The 18111-nt window shown below is 71.0% G+C and carries 14 protein-coding genes; 4 read left to right on the forward strand and 10 right to left on the reverse strand.

All coding sequences use genetic code 11. The features are described from left to right. Window positions 1-31: 31 nt before the first annotated feature. The 5 genes from rbsD to ACIBAF_RS29710 form a co-directional block, all read right to left on the reverse strand. Complete coding sequence (gene rbsD / locus ACIBAF_RS29690) at window positions 32-421, reverse strand: D-ribose pyranase (RefSeq protein ID WP_079662126.1); 390 nt, start codon at window positions 419-421, stop codon at window positions 32-34. Then, window positions 418-1464, reverse strand: a complete 1047-nt coding sequence (locus ACIBAF_RS29695; RefSeq protein ID WP_399467118.1) for a ribokinase — start codon at window positions 1462-1464, stop codon at window positions 418-420. The genes rbsD and ACIBAF_RS29695 overlap by 4 nt, the downstream gene beginning before the upstream one ends. Before the next feature lie 274 nt (window positions 1465-1738). Next, window positions 1739-3700, reverse strand: coding sequence for a substrate-binding domain-containing protein (locus tag ACIBAF_RS29700; protein WP_399467120.1), 1962 nt, complete (start codon window positions 3698-3700; stop codon window positions 1739-1741). Beyond that, window positions 3690-5267, reverse strand: coding sequence for a sugar ABC transporter ATP-binding protein (locus tag ACIBAF_RS29705; RefSeq protein WP_399467121.1), 1578 nt, complete (start codon window positions 5265-5267; stop codon window positions 3690-3692). Before ACIBAF_RS29705 ends, ACIBAF_RS29700 begins: the two co-directional genes overlap by 11 nt. Beyond that, on the reverse strand, window positions 5264-6280 hold the full coding sequence (locus ACIBAF_RS29710) for a LacI family DNA-binding transcriptional regulator (RefSeq protein WP_399467122.1): 1017 nt from the start codon (window positions 6278-6280) through the stop codon (window positions 5264-5266). Before ACIBAF_RS29710 ends, ACIBAF_RS29705 begins: the two co-directional genes overlap by 4 nt. A 221-nt stretch (window positions 6281-6501) precedes the next feature. Between ACIBAF_RS29710 and ACIBAF_RS29715 the strand changes: the two genes are divergently transcribed. From ACIBAF_RS29715 to ACIBAF_RS29725, 3 genes are all read left to right on the forward strand, one after another. Continuing rightward, window positions 6502-6825, forward strand: coding sequence for a hypothetical protein (locus ACIBAF_RS29715; protein WP_399467124.1), 324 nt, complete (start codon window positions 6502-6504; stop codon window positions 6823-6825). 84 nt (window positions 6826-6909) lie between these two features. After that, the gene (locus ACIBAF_RS29720) at window positions 6910-9165 is read left to right on the forward strand and encodes an ATP-dependent RecD-like DNA helicase (protein ID WP_399467126.1); all 2256 of its coding nucleotides are present in this window, start codon (window positions 6910-6912) and stop codon (window positions 9163-9165) included. A gap of 280 nt (window positions 9166-9445) precedes the next feature. After that, window positions 9446-10735, forward strand: coding sequence for a citrate synthase (locus tag ACIBAF_RS29725; protein ID WP_399467128.1), 1290 nt, complete (start codon window positions 9446-9448; stop codon window positions 10733-10735). A gap of 754 nt (window positions 10736-11489) precedes the next feature. Here ACIBAF_RS29725 and ACIBAF_RS29730 read toward each other — a convergent pair. Together ACIBAF_RS29730 and ACIBAF_RS29735 are read right to left on the reverse strand one after the other, a co-directional pair. Then, window positions 11490-13733 (reverse strand): heavy metal translocating P-type ATPase, encoded by a 2244-nt coding sequence (locus ACIBAF_RS29730; RefSeq protein WP_399467129.1) that lies wholly within the window; start codon window positions 13731-13733, stop codon window positions 11490-11492. A gap of 93 nt (window positions 13734-13826) precedes the next feature. Further along, window positions 13827-14066: a heavy-metal-associated domain-containing protein gene (locus tag ACIBAF_RS29735; protein WP_399467131.1), complete on the reverse strand. Its 240-nt coding sequence runs from the start codon at window positions 14064-14066 to the stop codon at window positions 13827-13829. A 188-nt stretch (window positions 14067-14254) separates the two neighbouring features. On the opposite strand from ACIBAF_RS29735, the gene ACIBAF_RS29740 reads away from it, so the two are divergent. Next, window positions 14255-15298: a zinc-dependent alcohol dehydrogenase family protein gene (locus ACIBAF_RS29740; protein ID WP_399467218.1), complete on the forward strand. Its 1044-nt coding sequence runs from the start codon at window positions 14255-14257 to the stop codon at window positions 15296-15298. A 36-nt stretch (window positions 15299-15334) separates the two neighbouring features. Here the strand turns inward: ACIBAF_RS29740 and ACIBAF_RS29745 are convergent, their stop codons facing one another. From ACIBAF_RS29745 to ACIBAF_RS29755, 3 genes are all read right to left on the reverse strand, one after another. Then, on the reverse strand, window positions 15335-15535 hold the full coding sequence (locus tag ACIBAF_RS29745; protein WP_399467133.1) for a helix-turn-helix transcriptional regulator: 201 nt from the start codon (window positions 15533-15535) through the stop codon (window positions 15335-15337). A gap of 361 nt (window positions 15536-15896) precedes the next feature. Then, complete coding sequence (locus ACIBAF_RS29750) at window positions 15897-16730, reverse strand: helix-turn-helix domain-containing protein (RefSeq protein WP_399467135.1); 834 nt, start codon at window positions 16728-16730, stop codon at window positions 15897-15899. A gap of 380 nt (window positions 16731-17110) precedes the next feature. After that, the gene (locus ACIBAF_RS29755) at window positions 17111-18028 is read right to left on the reverse strand and encodes a sugar phosphate isomerase/epimerase family protein (protein ID WP_399467136.1); all 918 of its coding nucleotides are present in this window, start codon (window positions 18026-18028) and stop codon (window positions 17111-17113) included. Between the last annotated feature and the right edge of the window lie 83 nt (window positions 18029-18111).

Here is an 18111-nt window from a genome sequence, read left to right on the forward strand (position 1 = left end):
GGCCGAGGCTTCCGAGGGTGCTGGGCCTCCGTCAGAAGAACACCCCGCACCGCAGCAGCACGTTCGCGTACGGCCGCGCCTCACCCGTGCGCACCACCAGCCGCGCGCCCGCCGACAGCCTCTTCAGCTCCTCGTGCGAGACCAGGGCCAGTTCGGGGAAGTGCCCGTCCAGCAGTGCGGCCGCCGCCGGATTCGCCGCCCGGACCTCCGTCGCCGCCGTCGCGCCCTCCACGACCAGCTCGGCGAGCAGCCCCTCCACGACCTCCGCGAACGACGGCACCCCCGCCCGGAAGGCGAGGTCCACGACCCGGGGACCGTCCGGTATCGGCATGCCGGCGTCGCACACCAGCACCCCGTCCCCGTGCCCCAACTCCGCAAGCGCACCGGAAAGCTGACGGTTGAGGATCCCGGCCTTCTTCACAGCGACTCACCTCGCTGGGGCTCTCCGGCGCCGCTGCCCGGCTCGTCTTTCCTGCTGGGGGTCCGGCCCGTGGCGGAGCCACCGTTGGGTGCGGCGTCCCCCGGGACGGCACCGCACAGCGACTCACCTCGCCCGGCAGGGCCCAGCGAGGCCACCTCCTCCGCCGTCGGGAACGACTCCTGCGCGCCGCGTCGGGTCACGGCGACCGCCCCGACCCGCGCCGCGTACGCCGCCGCCTCGGCCAGGGACGCGCCCGCACCCAGCTTCCACGCCAGCGCCGCCGTGAAGGAGTCGCCCGCGCCGGTCGTGTCCACGGCCGTCACCTCCACGGACGGCACCCGCACCACACCTTCCGCCGAGGCCACCAGCGCGCCCTCCGCGCCCAGGGTGACGACCACCGACTTCGGCCCCTTCGCGAGCAGCACCCGCGCCCAGTCCTCGGGCCGGTCGCCGGCCTCCGCGTCCCCGAGGATCACCTTCGCCTCGTGCTCGTTGACGATCAGCGGGTCGCAGGCCGCGAGCAGCACGGCGGGCAGCGGGCGCGGCGGCGAGGGGTTCAGCACGAAGCGGCTGTCCGGCGACAGGCACGCCGCCACCGCCACGACCGTCTCCAGCGGGATCTCCAGCTGCGTCGACACCACCCGGGAGGTCTGGAAGAGGCAGGCGGCGGCCCGTACGTCCTCCGGCGTCAGCCGGCCGTTCGCGCCCGGCGACACCACGATGCTGTTGTCGCCCGACGGGTCCACGGTGATCAGCGCGACGCCGGTCGGCGCCCCGCCCACCAGCACGCCCACCGTGTCGACCCCGGCCGCCCGCTGCGAGTCGAGCAGCAGCCGGCCGTTCGCGTCGTCGCCGACCCGGGCCAGCAGTGCCGTCCGGGCCCCGAGGCGCGCGGCCGCGACGGCCTGGTTCGCGCCCTTGCCGCCGGGGTGGACGGCCAGGTCGGAGCCGAGGACGGTCTCCCCGGCCCCCGGCCGCCGCTCGACGCCGATCACCAGGTCGGCGTTGGCCGACCCTACGACCAGCAGGTCGTAGTCGTACATGAAGCAACTCCCCTGATACACGGCCTGATACACGGCCTGATACACGGCCTGATACACGGCCTGATACACGGCCTGATACACGGCCTGATACACGGCCTGATACACGGCCTGATACGTGGCTCGGGGCGGGCGCCCCCTCACCGAGGTGACCGCCCGCCCGTCCGCCGAGTACCGGCCCAGTGCTCTTCGCATGCCCGCCGGACGCCGGCCGCATATCAGCCGGACGCCCGCCGAACACCCGCCGGACGCCCGCTCGCCGGGCGCCCGCCGAATGTCAGCCGCTGAACCCGGCCACGTTCTCCTTCGTGACCACCTTCACCGGCACCTTCACCGTCTCCTCGACCTTCTTGCCCTGCAGCGCCTTCAGCGCGTTGTCCACAGCGATCTTGCCCAGCTGGGACGGCTGCTGCGCCACGGACGCGTACAGCGTCCCCTGTTCAACGGCCTTGAGACCGTCGGGGGTTCCGTCGAAGCCGACGACCTGGACCGACTTGCCGGCCTTGGAGCCGAGCGCCTTGATCGCGCCGAGCGCCATCTCGTCGTTGGCGGCGATGACGCCCTGGACGTCCGGGTGGGCCTGGAGCAGGTTCGACATCACGTCGAGGCCCTTGGTGCGGTCGAAGTCGGCCGGCTGCTGGGCCACGACCTGGATGCCGGGGTAGGCCTTCAGCCCCTTGGCGAAGCCTTCCGCCCGCTCCCGGGCGGCCGACGTGCCCGCCTGGCCCTGCAGGATCACGATCTTGCCGGCGCCGCCCAGCTTCTCGGCGACCGTCTTGGCGGCCAGCTCGCCGCCCGCCACGTTGTCGGAGGCGACGAGCGCGTCCACGGTGGCCTTGTTGACGCCCCGGTCGACCGCGATGACCGGGATCTTCGCCTTGTCGGCGGCCTTCACCGAGTTGCTCGCCGCATCCGAGTCCACCGGGTTGACGATGATCGAGTCGAAGCCGGAACTGGTGAAGTTCTGCAGCTGGTTGGCCTGCTGCGAGGCGTCGTTCTGCGCGTCGGTGACCGTCAGGTCCACGCCCAGCTTCTTCGCCTCGGCCTTCGCGCCCGACTGGATCTGCACGAAGAACGGGTTGTTGAGGGTGGACAGCGCGAGCCCGACCTTGGGGTTCGCGGTCGACGAGCCGCCGCTGTGCAGGAAGGAGGTCGCGCCGACGATCGCCACGGTGACCACGGCCGCGAGACCGTACGTCGCCGCCTGCTTCCCCTTGCCGCCGCCGATGCCGACCCCGGCGCCGGCCGCCGCCGGAGACGCCCCCGCCTTGCGGCGCAGGGTGTCGAGCAGCACGGCCAGCGCGATGACGACACCGATGACGACCTGCTGCCAGAACGCGGAGACGGACAGCAGGTTCAGGCCGTTGCGCAGCACCGCCAGGATCAGCGCGCCGATCAGGGTGCCCGAGGCCTTGCCCGTGCCGCCGGCGAGGGAGGCGCCGCCGATGACGACCGCGGCGATCGCGTCCAGTTCGTAGCCGTCGGCCGCCTGCGGCTGCGCGGAGGACAGCCGGGAGGCCAACACGATGCCCGCCGCGGCGGCGAACACACCGGACAGCGCGTAGATCGCGAGCTTCTGCCGCTTCACCCGCAGACCGGAGAGGCGCGCCGCCTCCTCGTTGCCGCCGATGGCGTACATCGAACGGCCGATGTACGTGCGGCCGAGCACGAACGCGGCGATCAGGCCCATGACGACCATGACCAGCACCGGCACCGGCAGCCAGCCGCCGAGGGTGTCGCCGAGGTGCGAGACGGAGTCGGGGAAGGCGATCGGCGAGCCCTCGGAGATCACCAGCGACAGACCGCGCGCCACCGACAGCATCGCGAGCGTCGCGATGAACGGCGGCAGCTTGCCGTAGGCGATGAGGAAACCGTTCACCAGACCGGCCGCGACACCGGTGGCGACGGCCAGGACCACCGCTATGACCACCGGCACGCCCTGCTGCGTGGCGCTCCACGCCAGCACGGTCGCGGACAGCGCCGCCACCGAGCCGACCGACAGGTCGATGCCCGCCGAGACGATCACGAAGGTGACGCCGAAGGCGAGGATGGCGGTCACGGCCGCCTGGACGCCCACGTTGAGCAGGTTGTCCGTGGTCAGGAAGTCTCCCGACAGCGCCGACATGGCGATGACGAGGACGATCAGCGCGGTCAGCGCGCCGTTGTCGAGCAGCAGACGGCGGACCGCCGCGGCGCCGCCACCGGCGCCCGTCGTGCTCAGATGCGTGTCAGCGGCCACGGCCGGCCTCCACTTCAGTGGTCGGAGGGGTGTCAGGGGTGTCAGGGGTGTCAGGGGTACTGGGGGTACTGGGGGTACTGGGGGTGCTCACGGCCAGGGCCATCACGGTGTCCTGGGTCGCGTCCTGCGCCGACAGCTCGCCGGCGATCCGGCCCTGGGCCATCACCAGCACCCGGTCGCTCATGCCGAGCACCTCGGGCAGATCGCTGGAGATCATCAGGACGGCGGCCCCGGCGGCCGTCAGCTCGTTGATCAGCTGGTAGATCTCGACCTTCGCGCCGACGTCGATGCCGCGCGTCGGCTCGTCGAGGATCAGCACCTTGGTGTCGGCCAGCAGCCACTTGCCGATGACGACCTTCTGCTGGTTGCCGCCGGACAGGGTGCGCACCTGCTGGCCGAGCCCGGCCATCCGCACGCCGAGCTGCTCGGCGATCCGCGCCGCCGCCTCGTGCTGGCCCTTGAGGTCGACGAGTCCGCCGCGGGTCGCGGCCCGCATGGTCACCAGCCCGAGGTTCTCCTCGACCGACTGGTCGAGCACCAGCCCCTGGCCCTTGCGGTCCTCGGGCACGAGCCCGATCCCGGCGGCCATCGCGGCGCTCACGTCATACCCGGGCAGCCGGTCGCCCCCGACCCGCACGGCGCCCCGGTCGTACGGGTCCGCCCCGAAGACGGCCCGTACCACTTCGGTACGACCCGCGCCGACGAGCCCGGCGATGCCGACGACCTCACCGGCGTGCACCTCGAAGCTGACGTCGTGGAAGACGCCGTCCCGCGTCAGCGCCTCGACGGACAGCAGCGCTGCCCCCGTCTCGGCGCGCTCCCTCGGATACTGCTGCTCGATGGAACGGCCCACCATGAGCCGGACGAGCTCGTCCTCGGGCGTCGAGGCGGGCACCTGGCCGACCGACTTCCCGTCCCGGATGACCGTGACCCGGTCGCCGAGCGCGGCGATCTCCTCCAGGTGATGGGTGATGAAGACGATGCCGACGCCGTCCTCGCGCAGCCTGCGCACGATGGCGAAGAGCTTGTCGACCTCCTCGGAGGTCAGCACGGCGGTCGGCTCGTCCATGATCAGCACGCGTGCGTTCAGGCTCAGCGCCTTGGCGATCTCGACCATCTGCAGCCACGCGATGCCGAGTTCACGCACCCGCGCGCGGGGCGACACGTTCACCCCGACCCGCTCCAGCAGGACGGCGGCGTCCGCCTCCATCTTCTTCCGGTCGATCATCCCGAAGCGGCGCGGCTGCCGTCCCAGGAAGATGTTCTCGGCGACCGTCAGATCGGGTACGAGGTTGAACTCCTGGTAGATGGTGGCGATCCCGAGGCGCTCGGAGTCCTGCGCGCCGTGGATGCGCACCTCCTCGCCGTCGGCCAAAATCCGCCCGGCGTCGGGCGTGTAGGCGCCGGAGAGCATCTTGATGAGGGTGCTCTTGCCCGCGCCGTTCTCACCGAGCAGCACGTGCACCTCGCCCCGGCGCAGGTCGAAGTCGACGCCGTCGAGCGCGACCACCCCGGGGAAGGACTTGCGTATGCCTTCGATGCGCAGCAAGTCGTCCGCGTTGCTCACGTCTGGCTCCTGTTCGTTACGGAGGACTCGCCGCACGACCGGCGTACGACGAGACGGGCGGCGAAGGTGACGGACTGCGGGGGCCGTCCCTCGATGCGGTCGACCAGGGCCCGTACGGCGGCCCGGCCCAGCTCGCCCGTGGGCTGGGCGATGGCGGTGACCGGCGGGTCGGTGTGCACGAACCACGGGATGTCGTCGAACGCGGCCAGCGCGAGGTCCTGCGGAACCCGCAGCCCACGCGCGCGTACGGCGTCCAGTGCGCCCAGTGCCATCAGGTTGTCGGCCGCGAAGACGACCTCGGGCGGCTCGGGCAGGTCGAGGAAGCCCTCGGTGACCCGGCGTCCGCTCTCGGCCTGGAAGTCGCCCTGGCCTATGTAGGCGTCCGGGAGGGGAAGCCCGTACTCGGCCATGGCGGCCCGGAAGGCCTCCACGCGCTCGCTGCCGGTGGTGGTGGCGGCGGGGCCTGCGATGATGGCCAGCCTGCGGTGCCCGAGCCCGTGCAGATGCGCCACCAGGTCGCGCACCGCGGCCCGGCCGTCGGCCCGTACGACCGGCACGTCGACGCCCGGGATCCACCGGTCGACGAAGACCATCGGCGTCCCCCCGCGCGCGGCGTCCAGCATCAGCGGGGAGCCGCCGTCCGTGGGGGAGACCAGCAGGCCGTCGATCCGGCGGTCCAGCAGGGTCCGTACGTGGTGGTCCTGCAGGTCGGGCCGCTCGTCGGCGTTGCCGATGATGACGCTGTAGCCGAGCGCGCGGGCCTCCTCCTCGACGGCACGGGCCAGCTCGGTGAAGTAAGGGTTCATCACGTCGCTGATGACCAGACCGAGGGTGCGGGTCTGGTCGGTGCGCAGCGACCGGGCGACGGCGTTCGGGCGGTAGCCCAGCGTCTCGACGGCGGTCAGCACGCGCGTGCGTGCGTCCTCGCTGACCGACGGATGGTCGTTCAGGACGCGCGACACCGTGGCGACGGAGACCCCCGCCTCGGCAGCGACGTCCTTGATGCTCGCCATCGCCGCTCCACCTCCTCGTGGACTCGGTTCATGAACGTCGTGCACCGTGGAATCGATTACATCGACGTGTATGGAGGATTGGAATCGATTACACGGGGCTTAATCAAGCCCCCGGCGTGGCCGAAACCGGATCGTGATGAACGCACCCGTGAAGCGATCTAGGCTTCCCTCTGTCCGTCACGGGTGGCATGCCCGTGCCAATCAACAGGGGAGAATCAGTTATGCGCGTTGGCCGGATACTCGGTGCGTCCATGGGGGCGGCCGCCCTGGTCGGGACCTCGTTCGTGGCCGCCACTCCCGCAGCGGCGGCGAGCTGCACGGCCAAGGCCCTCGAGACCGTGATCATTCGGTCCACGACGAGCACCAGCGGCACGGCCCTCGCCCAGATCAACAAGGGTTCGAGCGCGTCGGCGTCCTGCGCGGACTACTTCGGCACCTCCACGTACGAGAAGTGCGGCATCGTCAGCAAGCGCTGGGTGAAGGTCACGAGGAGCGGTGTCACGGGCTACGTGGTCGGCACCTGCGTGATTCTCGACCAGGTCTGATCGGACTCCCGGCGCCGAGCCTCCCGGCGCGGACGGGACCGGCCACGGGGCGGGCCTGTCAGTGCCGGGAGGTACCGTCGGATCATGACCGATCAGGCGGGGGCCTCCCAGGCGGGAGAGCGGCGACTGGCCACCCTCGAAGGCGTGCTCGAACGCATCACGTACGCCAATGAGGACAACGGCTACACGGTCGCCCGGGTCGACACCGGCAGAGGCGCCGGCGACCTTCTCACGGTCGTCGGCGCGCTGCTCGGCGCGCAGGTGGGGGAGTCCCTGCGCATGGAGGGCCGCTGGGGCTCGCATCCGCAGTACGGCAAGCAGTTCACCGTCGAGAACTACACGACCGTGCTGCCCGCCACCGTCCAGGGCATCCGCCGCTACCTGGGGTCCGGCCTGGTCAAGGGCATCGGCCCGGTCTTCGCCGACCGCATCACACAGCACTTCGGCATGGACACCCTGAAGATCATCGAGGAGGAGCCGAAGCGCCTCATCGAGGTCCCGGGCCTCGGCCCGAAGCGCACCAAGAAGATCGCCGACGCCTGGGAGGAGCAGAAGGCGATCAAGGAGGTCATGCTCTTCCTCCAGACCGTCGAGGTGTCCACCTCCATCGCCGTGCGCATCTACAAGAAGTACGGCGACGCCTCGATCTCCGTCGTGAAGAACCAGCCGTACCGGCTGGCGGCCGACGTCTGGGGCATCGGGTTCCTCACCGCCGACAAGATCGCCCAGTCCGTCGGCATCCCGCACGACAGCCCGGAGCGCGTGAAGGCGGGCCTGCAGTACGCGCTGTCCCAGGCCACCGACCAGGGCCACTGCTACCTCCCCGAGGAGCGCCTGATCGCCGACGCGGTGAAGCTGTTGCAGGTCGACACCGGCCTCGTCATCGAGTGCCTGGCCGCCCTCGCGACGCCCCCGGAGGAGGGCGAGGACCCCGGCGTCGTCCGGGAGAAGGTCCCGGCCCCGGATGGCGGGGAGCCCGTCACGGCCGTCTACCTGGTCCCCTTCCACCGTGCCGAACTCTCCCTCTCCGCCCAGCTGTTGCGCCTGCTGCGCACCGGCGAGGACCGGATGCCGGCCTTCCGTGACGTGGCCTGGGACAAGGCGCTGGCCTGGCTGAGGACCCGCACGAAGGCCGAGCTCGCGCCCGAGCAGGAGGCCGCCGTCAAACTGGCGCTGACCGAGAAGGTCGCCGTGCTCACCGGCGGCCCCGGCTGCGGCAAGTCCTTCACCGTGCGGTCGATCGTGGAGCTGGCCCGCGCGCGGAGGGCCAAGGTGGTGCTGGCGGCCCCCACCGGCCGCGCCGCCAAGCGGCTGGCCGAGCTGACCGGCGCGGAGGCCTCCACCGTGCACCGTCTGCTGGAGCTCAAGCCCGGCGGCGACGCGGCCTACGACCGCGACCGCCCGCTGGACGCCGACCTGGTGGTGGTCGACGAGGCGTCGATGCTGGACCTGCTGCTGGCCAACAAGCTGGTCAAGGCCGTGCCCCCGGGCGCGCACCTGCTCTTCGTCGGGGACGTCGACCAGCTCCCCAGCGTCGGCGCGGGCGAGGTGCTGCGCGACCTGCTCGCTGACGACAGCCCCGTCCCGGCCGTGCGCCTCACGCGCGTGTTCCGCCAGGCCCAGCAGTCGGGCGTGGTGACCAACGCGCACCGGATCAACGCCGGGCAGCACCCGGTCACCGACGGCATGAAGGACTTCTTCCTCTTCGTCGAGGACGACACGGAGGAGGCCGGCCGTCTCACGGTGGACGTGGCGGCCCGTCGCATTCCGGCCAAGTTCGGTCTCGACCCGCGCCGGGACGTGCAGGTCCTGGCGCCCATGCACCGCGGCCCGGCGGGCGCCGGCGCCCTCAACGGCCTGCTCCAGCAGGCCGTCACGCCCGGCCGCCCCGACGTTCCCGAGAAGCGGTTCGGCGGCCGGGTCTTCCGTGTCGGCGACAAGGTCACTCAGATCCGCAACAATTACGACAAGGGGAAGAACGGTGTCTTCAACGGCACCGTGGGCGTGGTCACCTCGCTCGATCCGGTCGACCAGCGCCTCACGGTACTGACGGACGAGGACGAGGAGGTTCCGTACGAGTTCGACGAACTGGACGAACTGGCCCACGCGTACGCGGTGACGATCCACCGTTCACAGGGAAGTGAATATCCCGCCGTGGTGATCCCCGTCACCACGGGAGCATGGATGATGCTCCAGCGGAATCTCTTGTATACGGCCGTCACCCGCGCGAAGAAGCTGGTCGTGCTCGTCGGGTCACGCAAGGCGATCGGTCAGGCGGTGCGCACGGTGTCCGCGGGCCGCCGCTGTACGGCCCTGGACTTCCGGCTCGCCGGGCAGTGAGCCGGGTCGGCGTCGGGCAGTGAGCCGGTGCGAGCCGGTTGCGCTGGTGGGGCCGGTCAACGGCCGATGACCACAAAAATGATCGATCAAATGAGTCACAAAGGTCACAGGGCACTTCCGCAACCGTGACGAAGGCGTCAGGATGGGCTAGTTGGCGGCACTGAGTGCCGCCGATAAGCCCAATGGTCGACCCCGAGTGCACTCTCCTGCGCCAAATGGGGGATGGTAGAGACAGTCAGGGCAACCTCGAAGAAGAGGCACAACGTCGGTGAGGGATGACGTGAGCGACAACTCTGTAGTACTGCGGTACGGCGACGGCGAGTACACCTACCCGGTGATCGACAGCACCGTCGGCGACAAGGGCTTCGACATCGGGAAGCTTCGCGCCCAGACCGGTCTGGTGACCCTGGACAGCGGCTACGGCAACACCGCCGCCTATAAATCCGCCATCACCTACCTTGACGGCGAACAGGGCATCCTCCGGTACCGCGGCTACCCGATCGAGCAGCTGGCCGAGCGTTCGACCTTCCTCGAGGTCGCCTACCTGCTGATCAACGGCGAGCTGCCGACCGTCGACGAGCTCACCGTCTTCAAGAACGACATCACGCAGCACACCCTGCTGCACGAGGACGTCAAGAACTTCTACCGCGGCTTCCCGCGCGACGCGCACCCGATGGCGATGCTGTCGTCGGTCGTGTCGGCGCTGTCCACGTTCTACCAGGACAGCCACAACCCGTTCGACGAGAAGCAGCGCAACCTCTCGACGATCCGGCTGCTCGCCAAGCTTCCGACGATCGCGGCGTACGCCTACAAGAAGTCGATCGGCCACCCGTTCGTCTACCCGCGCAACGACCTCGGCTACGTCGAGAACTTCCTGCGCATGACGTTCTCGGTCCCGGCGCAGGAGTACGTCCCCGACCCGGTCGTCGTCTCGGCGCTCGACAAGCTGCTGATCCTGCACGCGGACCACGAGCAGAACTGTTCGACGTCCACGGTCCGCCTGGTCGGCTCCTCGCAGGCGAACATGTTCGCGTCGATCTCGGCCGGCATCAACGCCCTGTGGGGCCCGCTGCACGGCGGCGCCAACCAGTCCGTCCTGGAGATGCTGGAGGGCATCCAGGCGAACGGCGGCGACGTCGACTCCTTCATCCGCAAGGTGAAGAACAAGGAAGAGGGCGTCCGCCTGATGGGCTTCGGCCACCGGGTGTACAAGTCCTTCGACCCGCGCGCGAAGATCATCAAGGCGGCGGCGCACGACGTCCTCTCGGCCCTCGGCAAGTCCGACGAGCTGCTGGACATCGCGCTGAAGCTGGAGGAGCACGCGCTCTCCGACGACTACTTCGTCTCGCGCAACCTCTACCCGAACGTCGACTTCTACACCGGCCTGATCTACCGGGCCATGGGCTTCCCGACCGAGATGTTCACGGTCCTCTTCGCCCTCGGCCGCCTCCCGGGCTGGATCGCCCAGTGGCACGAGATGATCAAGGAGCCCGGCTCCCGCATCGGCCGCCCGCGCCAGATCTACACCGGCGTGGTGGAGCGCGACTTCGTGCCGGTCGAGGCGCGCTGACGCCTCCGGCGGTGGGCCTGGTCACCAGGCGCCCTTCGTGATGTCGACTGCCCGGGACCTGCGTCCCGGGCAGTCGCATGTGCGGGCCTGGGGTGCGTCTCAGGGTGCGGGTGAGTGGGGGCTGGTCGCGCAGTTCCCCGCGCCCCTGAGGCCGGGACGGTCGACCCCTCTCAAGGGCTCCCGTGTGCGGGCATACGGAAGGCGCCCCGGCGCCAGTCCCCCCACGGGCCGACGACCAGGGCGCCTTCCCATGTCCCGGTGCGGATTCCCCCCACGGGATCCGGCCGGGCGTTGTGAGGACAGCGCCTGAATTCGCTGTTTCGTAACCATCTTCGGTTGTCGTGCCTGCGGTGAGCAGAACGAGCAGAACTCGCCGTACCACCGCTGTGTGCGATCTGCCGGGACAGCGCACGCTGGGAGGGCCGCTCAAAGCTTCCCGGTGTACTGCCCCGGCAACGCATCTCTGAGGAAGTCCCCCAAGACATCCCCAGATGTCAGGTCACGCCCCCCAAGACGCTTCCTGACATCGTCAACTTAGACCTTCGAGCCCCTTCGATGGTTACGTTCGCATCACTGTGATCTGTGTCTCTTGCATATGTCCGTTAAATGCGCAAGCGACCGGATACAGCGATCGGGGCCCATGCGTAAGGATGATGCGCGAGCCTTGTGAAGAGCTTATGTGAGGCTCGCGCAGGACTCCAGGGGGTCTCTCCTAAAGGCGCGGTATTAGTCGTATGACTCGTTACTCGGCGGTTTACTTGAAGGCGCGCAGCCGAAGGCTGTTCGTCACGACGAAAACCGACGAGAACGCCATCGCCGCCCCCGCGATCATCGGGTTCAGCAGACCGGCCGCGGCCAGCGGCAGCGCGGCCACGTTGTAGCCGAACGCCCACACCAGGTTGCCCTTGATCGTCGTCAGCGTCCGCCGGGACAGCCGGATCGCGTCCGCCGCCACCCGCAGATCCCCGCGGACCAGCGTCAGGTCGCTCGCCTCGATCGCCGCGTCCGTGCCCGTCCCCATGGCCAGCCCCAGGTCGGCGGTGGCGAGCGCCGCCGCGTCGTTGACGCCGTCCCCGACCATCGCGACGACCCGGCCCTCGCCCTGCAGCTCCCGCACGACGTCGACCTTGTCCTCGGGCAGCACCTCGGAGATCACCCGGTCGATCCCGACGGCCTGGGCGACCGCCTCCGCGACCGCCCGGTTGTCCCCGGTCAGCAGCACCGGCGTGAGCCCCAGCGCCCGCAGCTCCCGTACCGCCTGCGCGCTGGTCTCCTTCACCGCGTCGGCGACCGCGAGCACCCCGCGTGCCTCACCGTCCCACCCGACGAGGACGGCCGTACGACCGCCCCGCTCGGCCTCGTCCTTGGCGCGCGCCAACGCGTCCGGGACGGTCTCGAAGAGGCGCCCCACGGCCACCTCCCGGCCCGCCACCCGGCCCCGCACACCCCGCCCGGGCACGTTCTCGAACCGCTCGGCCGCGGGCAGCTCCCCGACCCGCTCCTCGGCGCCGGCCGCCACCGCCCGCGCGACCGGGTGCTCGGAGGCGTGCTCCAGGCCGCCCGCGAGCCGCAGCAGCTCCTTTTCGTCGACGCCGTCGACGACCGTCACGTCCTGGAGCGTCATGCGTCCCGTGGTGACGGTCCCGGTCTTGTCGAGGACGACCGTGTCGACGCGGCGCGTGGACTCCAGCACCTCGGGGCCCTTGATCAGGATGCCGAGCTGTGCGCCGCGGCCGGTGCCGACCATGAGCGCGGTCGGCGTGGCGAGCCCGAGCGCGCACGGGCAGGCGATGATCAGGACGGCGACGGCCGCGGTGAACGCGGCGACCGTGTCGCCCGTCGCGACGAGCCAGCCGCCGAAGGTGGCGAGCGCGATCAGCAGCACCACCGGCACGAAGATCCCGGAGATCCGGTCGGCCAGCCGCTGCACCTCGGCCTTGCCGGTCTGCGCCGCCTCGACCAGCTGCGCCATGCGCGCGAGCCGGGTGTCCGCGCCGATCCGGGCAGCCTCGACGACCAGCCGACCGCCGGCGTTCACGGTCGCGCCCGTGACCGCGTCGCCGGGCCCGACGTCCACCGGCGCCGACTCGCCGGTGAGCATCGAGGCGTCCACGGCGGACAGGCCCTCCACGACCGTCCCGTCGGTGGCGATCTTCTCCCCGGGCCGCACCACGAACCGGTCCCCGACCGCCAGCCGGTCGACGGGAATCCGTACTTCCTTGCCGTCCCGCAGTACGGCGACGTCCTTCGCGCCCAGCTCCATCAGCGCCCGCAGGGCCGCCCCGGCGCGCCGCTTGGAGCGGGCCTCCAGGTAGCGGCCGAGCAGGATGAACGCGGTGACGCCGGCGGCGACCTCCAGATAGATCGTCGACGCGCCGTCCGTGCGGGAGACCGTGAGCTCGAAGGGGTGGCGCATGCCGGGCATGCCCGCGTCGCCGAAGAACAGCGCCCACAGCGACCAGCCGAGCGCGGCCAGCGTGCCGACGGAGACCAGCGTGTCCATGGTGGCCGCGCCGTGCCGCAGGTTCGTCCAGGCGGCCGTGTGCAGCGGGCCGCCGCCCCACACGACCACGGGCGCGGCGAGCGTCAGCGACAGCCACTGCCAGTTGTCGAACTGCAGCGACGGGACCATCGCGAGCAGCACGACGGGCGCGGCGAGCAGCACGGAGACGAGCAGCCGGTGCCGCAGGGAGGCGAGCTCGGGATCCTGAGGGGCGTCCTGCGGGGCCGGTTCCGGCGCGCGCACGGGCGCGGGCTCCTCGGCCGTGTAGCCGGTCTTCACGACGGTCGCGATCAGCTCGGCGATCTGGATCCCCGCCGGATAGCTGACCTTCGCCTTCTCCGTCGCGTAGTTGACCGTCGCGGTGACGCCGTCCATGCGGTTGAGCTTCTTCTCGACGCGGGCCGCGCAGGAGGCGCAGGTCATTCCGCCGATGAGCAGTTCGACCTCGGCGGTCGAAGCGGCTATCGGCGTCTCCGCGGTGGCGGTGCTGGTCATGTCCGTGCTCCAGGAAGCGGACCGGACCGCACGGAACCAGTATCAGCTGGTCGGCACGGCCCGATGGGTGAAGGAGGGGGTGTCGAGGATGCCTCAGGCCTGGCCGACCAGCTCGAAGCCGGCCTCGTCGACGGCGGCGCGGACGGCCTCCTCGTCGAGCGTGCCGGCGGAGACGACCGTGACCTCGCCGGTCGAGGCGACGGCCTGCACGGAGGTGACCCCGGAGAGCTCGGAGAGCTCGCCGGAGACGGCGCCCTCGCAGTGGCCGCAGCTCATGCCGCTCACCTTGTAGACGGTGGTGACGGAGCCCGGGGTGTCGGTGTGCGCGGTCATGTCGTTCTCCTCGTTGCGGCGCAGCCGGTTGCGGCAGGTGGGGCGGGCGGCGTCCTGAAGGGCCTCCCGTTAATCCACACTATACCCCTAGGGGGTATTTATCAAAGGAGGGCCCGCCGTGTCGACGACCGAGACCGGCGACGATGTACCCGCAGAACCCGCAGACGAGAACGGCGATGGGAGCGCAGATGCGAGCGGTGGTCTTCGAGCAATACGGTGAACCCGCCGAAGTACGTGACCTGCCCGACCCCCGCCCGGCCCCGCACGGCGTGGTCGTGCGCGTGGAAGCCACCGGCCTGTGCCGCAGCGACTGGCACGGCTGGATGGGCCACGACCCGGACATCGCCCTCCCGCACGTGCCGGGGCACGAACTCGCCGGGGTGGTCGAGTCGGTCGGCGCCCGGGTGAGCGACTGGCGGCCCGGTGACAGAGTCACCGCCCCCTTCGTGTGCGCCTGCGGAACCTGCGGAGCGTGCGCCGCCGGCGACCACCAGGTGTGCGAGCGCCAGACCCAGCCCGGCTTCACCCACTGGGGCTCCTTCGCCCAGTACGTGGCCCTGGACCACGCCGACGTGAACCTCGTCGCGATCTCCGACGACCTGTCGTACGCCACCGCCGCCTCCCTCGGCTGCCGGTTCGCCACCGCGTTCCGGGCGGTCGTGCAGCAGGGCCGGGTCGCCGCGGGGGAGTGGGTGGCGGTGCACGGCTGCGGGGGCGTGGGCCTCTCGGCGGTGATGATCGCGGCGGCCTCGGGAGCGAGGGTGGTCGCCGTGGACGTCTCCCCGACGGCGCTGGACCTGGCGCGGAAGTTCGGCGCGGCGGAGTGCGTGGACGGGGCGCGGACGCCGGACGCGGCGGAGGCGGTCCGTGAGCTGACCGGAGGCGGCGCCCACCTCTCCCTGGACGCCCTCGGCTCCCCCGCCACCAGCGCCGCTTCGGTCAACGGTCTGCGCCGCCGGGGCCGGCACGTCCAGGTCGGCCTGCTCCCCTCGACGGACGGCACGACCCCCGTCCCGCTGGCCCGCGCCATCGCCCTGGAACTGGAGATCCTGGGCAGCCACGGCATGGCCGCGCACGCCTACCCGCGGATGCTGGAGCTGGTCCGGACGGGGGTGCTGCGCCCCGATCTGCTGGTGACGTCGACGATCACCCTGGACGCCGCTCCGGACGCGCTGGCGGCACTGGGGACGGCGCCCGGAGCGGGGGTGACGGTCATCGAGCCGTGGAGCTGAGGGCCGGCCGCCGTCCGTGGGCCCTCCCGGGGGAGGTCAGTCGAGTCTGCGGCCCCGGTTGCCCGGCCGGGAGGCGACCCAGGCGCGGACGGTGTCGACGTACCAGAAGGGCTTGCCGCCCTCGACGCGGTCGGGCGGGGGCAGCAGTCCGTGCTTGCGGTAGGACCGTACGGTGTCCGGCTGCACCCTGATGTGCGCCGCGATCTCCTTGTAGGACCAGAGCCTTCGGTCGGTCATGAGCTGCACCTCCCTGCGCGCGAGGGGGCGGCGGCCGGGAGGCCGCCCGGGGGAGCCCGGCGCGCGCTGGCGATCACCAAGCCTGTGCCCCGTGAACGACGCTCGGTGACTGTGGGGAAGCAGCTGTTGACCATGTGTGACGCAAGGCCCGCGTACACGGGACATGTGTGACGGGAAGAGGGCTTTTGTGACACGAGTGACGCACATGCGCGCGCGGCGCCCGCGGGAGGGCGCGTTGACACACGCGCCGAGGCCCGTCGACAGGAGACGGGCCGGGCCCGCTGCGACAGGCCCGGCCCGACCCCGTTCCCCGCCGTCCCCCCGGAGCAACCGGATCAACTGGCAGGACTCCACCCTGTATTCAGCCGGCGCGCCGGGTCTTGGAAAAATGCGCACCCGGTCCGGACCAATCGTCGTGCCGGGGCGGCAGGAGCAGGCTCGTCGCCTCGCCGCTCAGCCGGTCCGCCGCCGCCGACACCGGCGTAGGAAGCCGCCTGGCCTGCGTGAACTCCCGGGGTGTGCACCCCGTCATCGCCTTGAACTCACCGCTGAGATGGGCCTGGTCGTAGAAGCCGCAGAGCGCCGCCGTCTCCGCCGCGCTCTGTCCCTCCGCGAGCAGCCGACGGGCCCGTTGCAGCCGCAGCACGCGGGCCGCCGCCTTGGGGCCGAGCCCGATCTGCTCCCGGAAACGGCTCTCCAGCTGCCGTACGCTCCAGCCGACCTCCTCGGCCAGCCGCACAACCGGCATCGCGCCGTCCGTGCGCACCAGCAGCGACCAGGCCCGCGCCACCCGCTCCGAACACGGCGACCCGGCCTGCTGCCAGCGGCCGAACACCTCGTCGAGCAACGCGAACCGCCGTTCCCAACTCGGCAACGCGGCCAGGGCACCGGCGAGTTCACGGCAGGGCGAGCCCAGGGCGTGCGGCAACTCGTCCGGATCCACGGTGCGGTTGACGAGCTCGTGCTGCGGAGTGCCGAACAGCGTGAACGCGGCCCAGGGCGCGAGCAGCACCTCGATGCCCGACATCCGCCCGCTGTGCTCACCCACGGCCGGCGTGGTCGTGGGCCCGCAGTACACGGACACCAACGTGTCCGGGGGCCGCCCCGCACGGGTGATGCGAACGGGCTCCCCGAACCCCAACAGCAGGGTCGAGGCCCCGATCGGCGTCTCCAGCCGCCGCCGGGGCCGATTCATGGCAAGCCGTACCCCGCGATAACTCATGACGCCGGGCCGCAGCCGAGGATGGGGCAGGGCGAGGGCGAACTCCCACGACCCGCCGGGCCCTTGTCCACACCGGATGCGTACAGCGCTCCCAGTCATGGCCCCCCATGGTGCCGTGAAGTGCCAGGGGGCGGAAGGGCAACACCCCTAGGACCTGTCCGGCCGATCATGTCGCAGACGCGGGGTCTGGCACGCGCTCCCCCACGCTCGGCTTCGCTCGAGCGGGAGGGACCCCCATCGCGTCGACGCCCTCCTCCGCCTTGCAGCTGCACGCACCAGACCCCGCTCACCGGCATCGGACAGGCGCCGTCGCTTTCCTGCGACTTGATCGGCCGGACAGGTCCTCGGGGCGCCTACGCCCCACAGGATCGAAGGAACGCCCGGGTGCGCTGGGCGATCGGCAGCGGAGCGTCCGGCTCGCACGGGTACATGTCCTGCTCGACGATCGCGAACAGATCGACGTCCAGCTTCTGAGCCGCCTCCAGGACGGGTCCGAGCGCCGGCACGCCCGCAGGCGGCTCGCACATCACGCCGCGCGCCACCGCCGGCCCGAACGGCACCTGGTTCGCCCGCACGTCCGCGAGGATCTCCGGGTCGACCTGCTTGAGGTGCAGGTAGCCGATCCGCTCCCCGTACGTCTCGATCAGCTTGACGCTGTCGCCGCCGCAGTACGCGTAGTGCCCGGTGTCCAGGCACAGCGACACCAGGTCGGAGTCCGTGCCGTCCAGGAACCGGACGACGTTCTCCTCGCTGTCGATGTGGGTGTCGGCGTGCGGGTGGACGACGATCTGCAGCCCGTACCGCTCCCGCACCTCCTTGCCCAGCCGTTCGGTCAGCGAGGTCAGGTTGCGCCACTGCTCGGGCGTCAGCGTGTCCGGCTCCAGCACCTCGCCGGTCTTGTCGTCCCGCCAGAAGGACGGGATGACGACCAGGTGCCTGGCGCCCATGGCCTGGGCGAGCACCGCGTTGTCCGCGACGTGCGCCCAGGTCTTCTCCCAGACGGCCTCGCCGTGGTGCAGGCCGGTGAAGACCGTGCCCGCCGACACCTTCAGGCCACGCCTCGACGTCTCCTCGGTGAGGACTGCGGGATCGGTCGGCAGGTACCCGTAGGGGCCGAGCTCGATCCACTCGTAGCCGGACTGCGCGACCTCGTCGAGGAAGCGCTGCCAGGGGACCTGGGCGGGATCGTCCGGGAACCAGACGCCCCAGCTGTCGGGGGCCGAGCCGACCCGGATGCGGGAAAGTGAGGACTGAGGTGACAACGACGTCATGGGCGTCAGAGTGCGGTCTCCCCGAAGGGGGTGTCAAGGGCTGGTCCGAATGTCTGGACAAAACATTGACAGGGTCGGTCGAG

The organism is Streptomyces sp. NPDC051677 (assembly GCF_044453465.1).
In the GTDB taxonomy this organism is placed as follows: domain Bacteria; phylum Actinomycetota; class Actinomycetes; order Streptomycetales; family Streptomycetaceae; genus Streptomyces.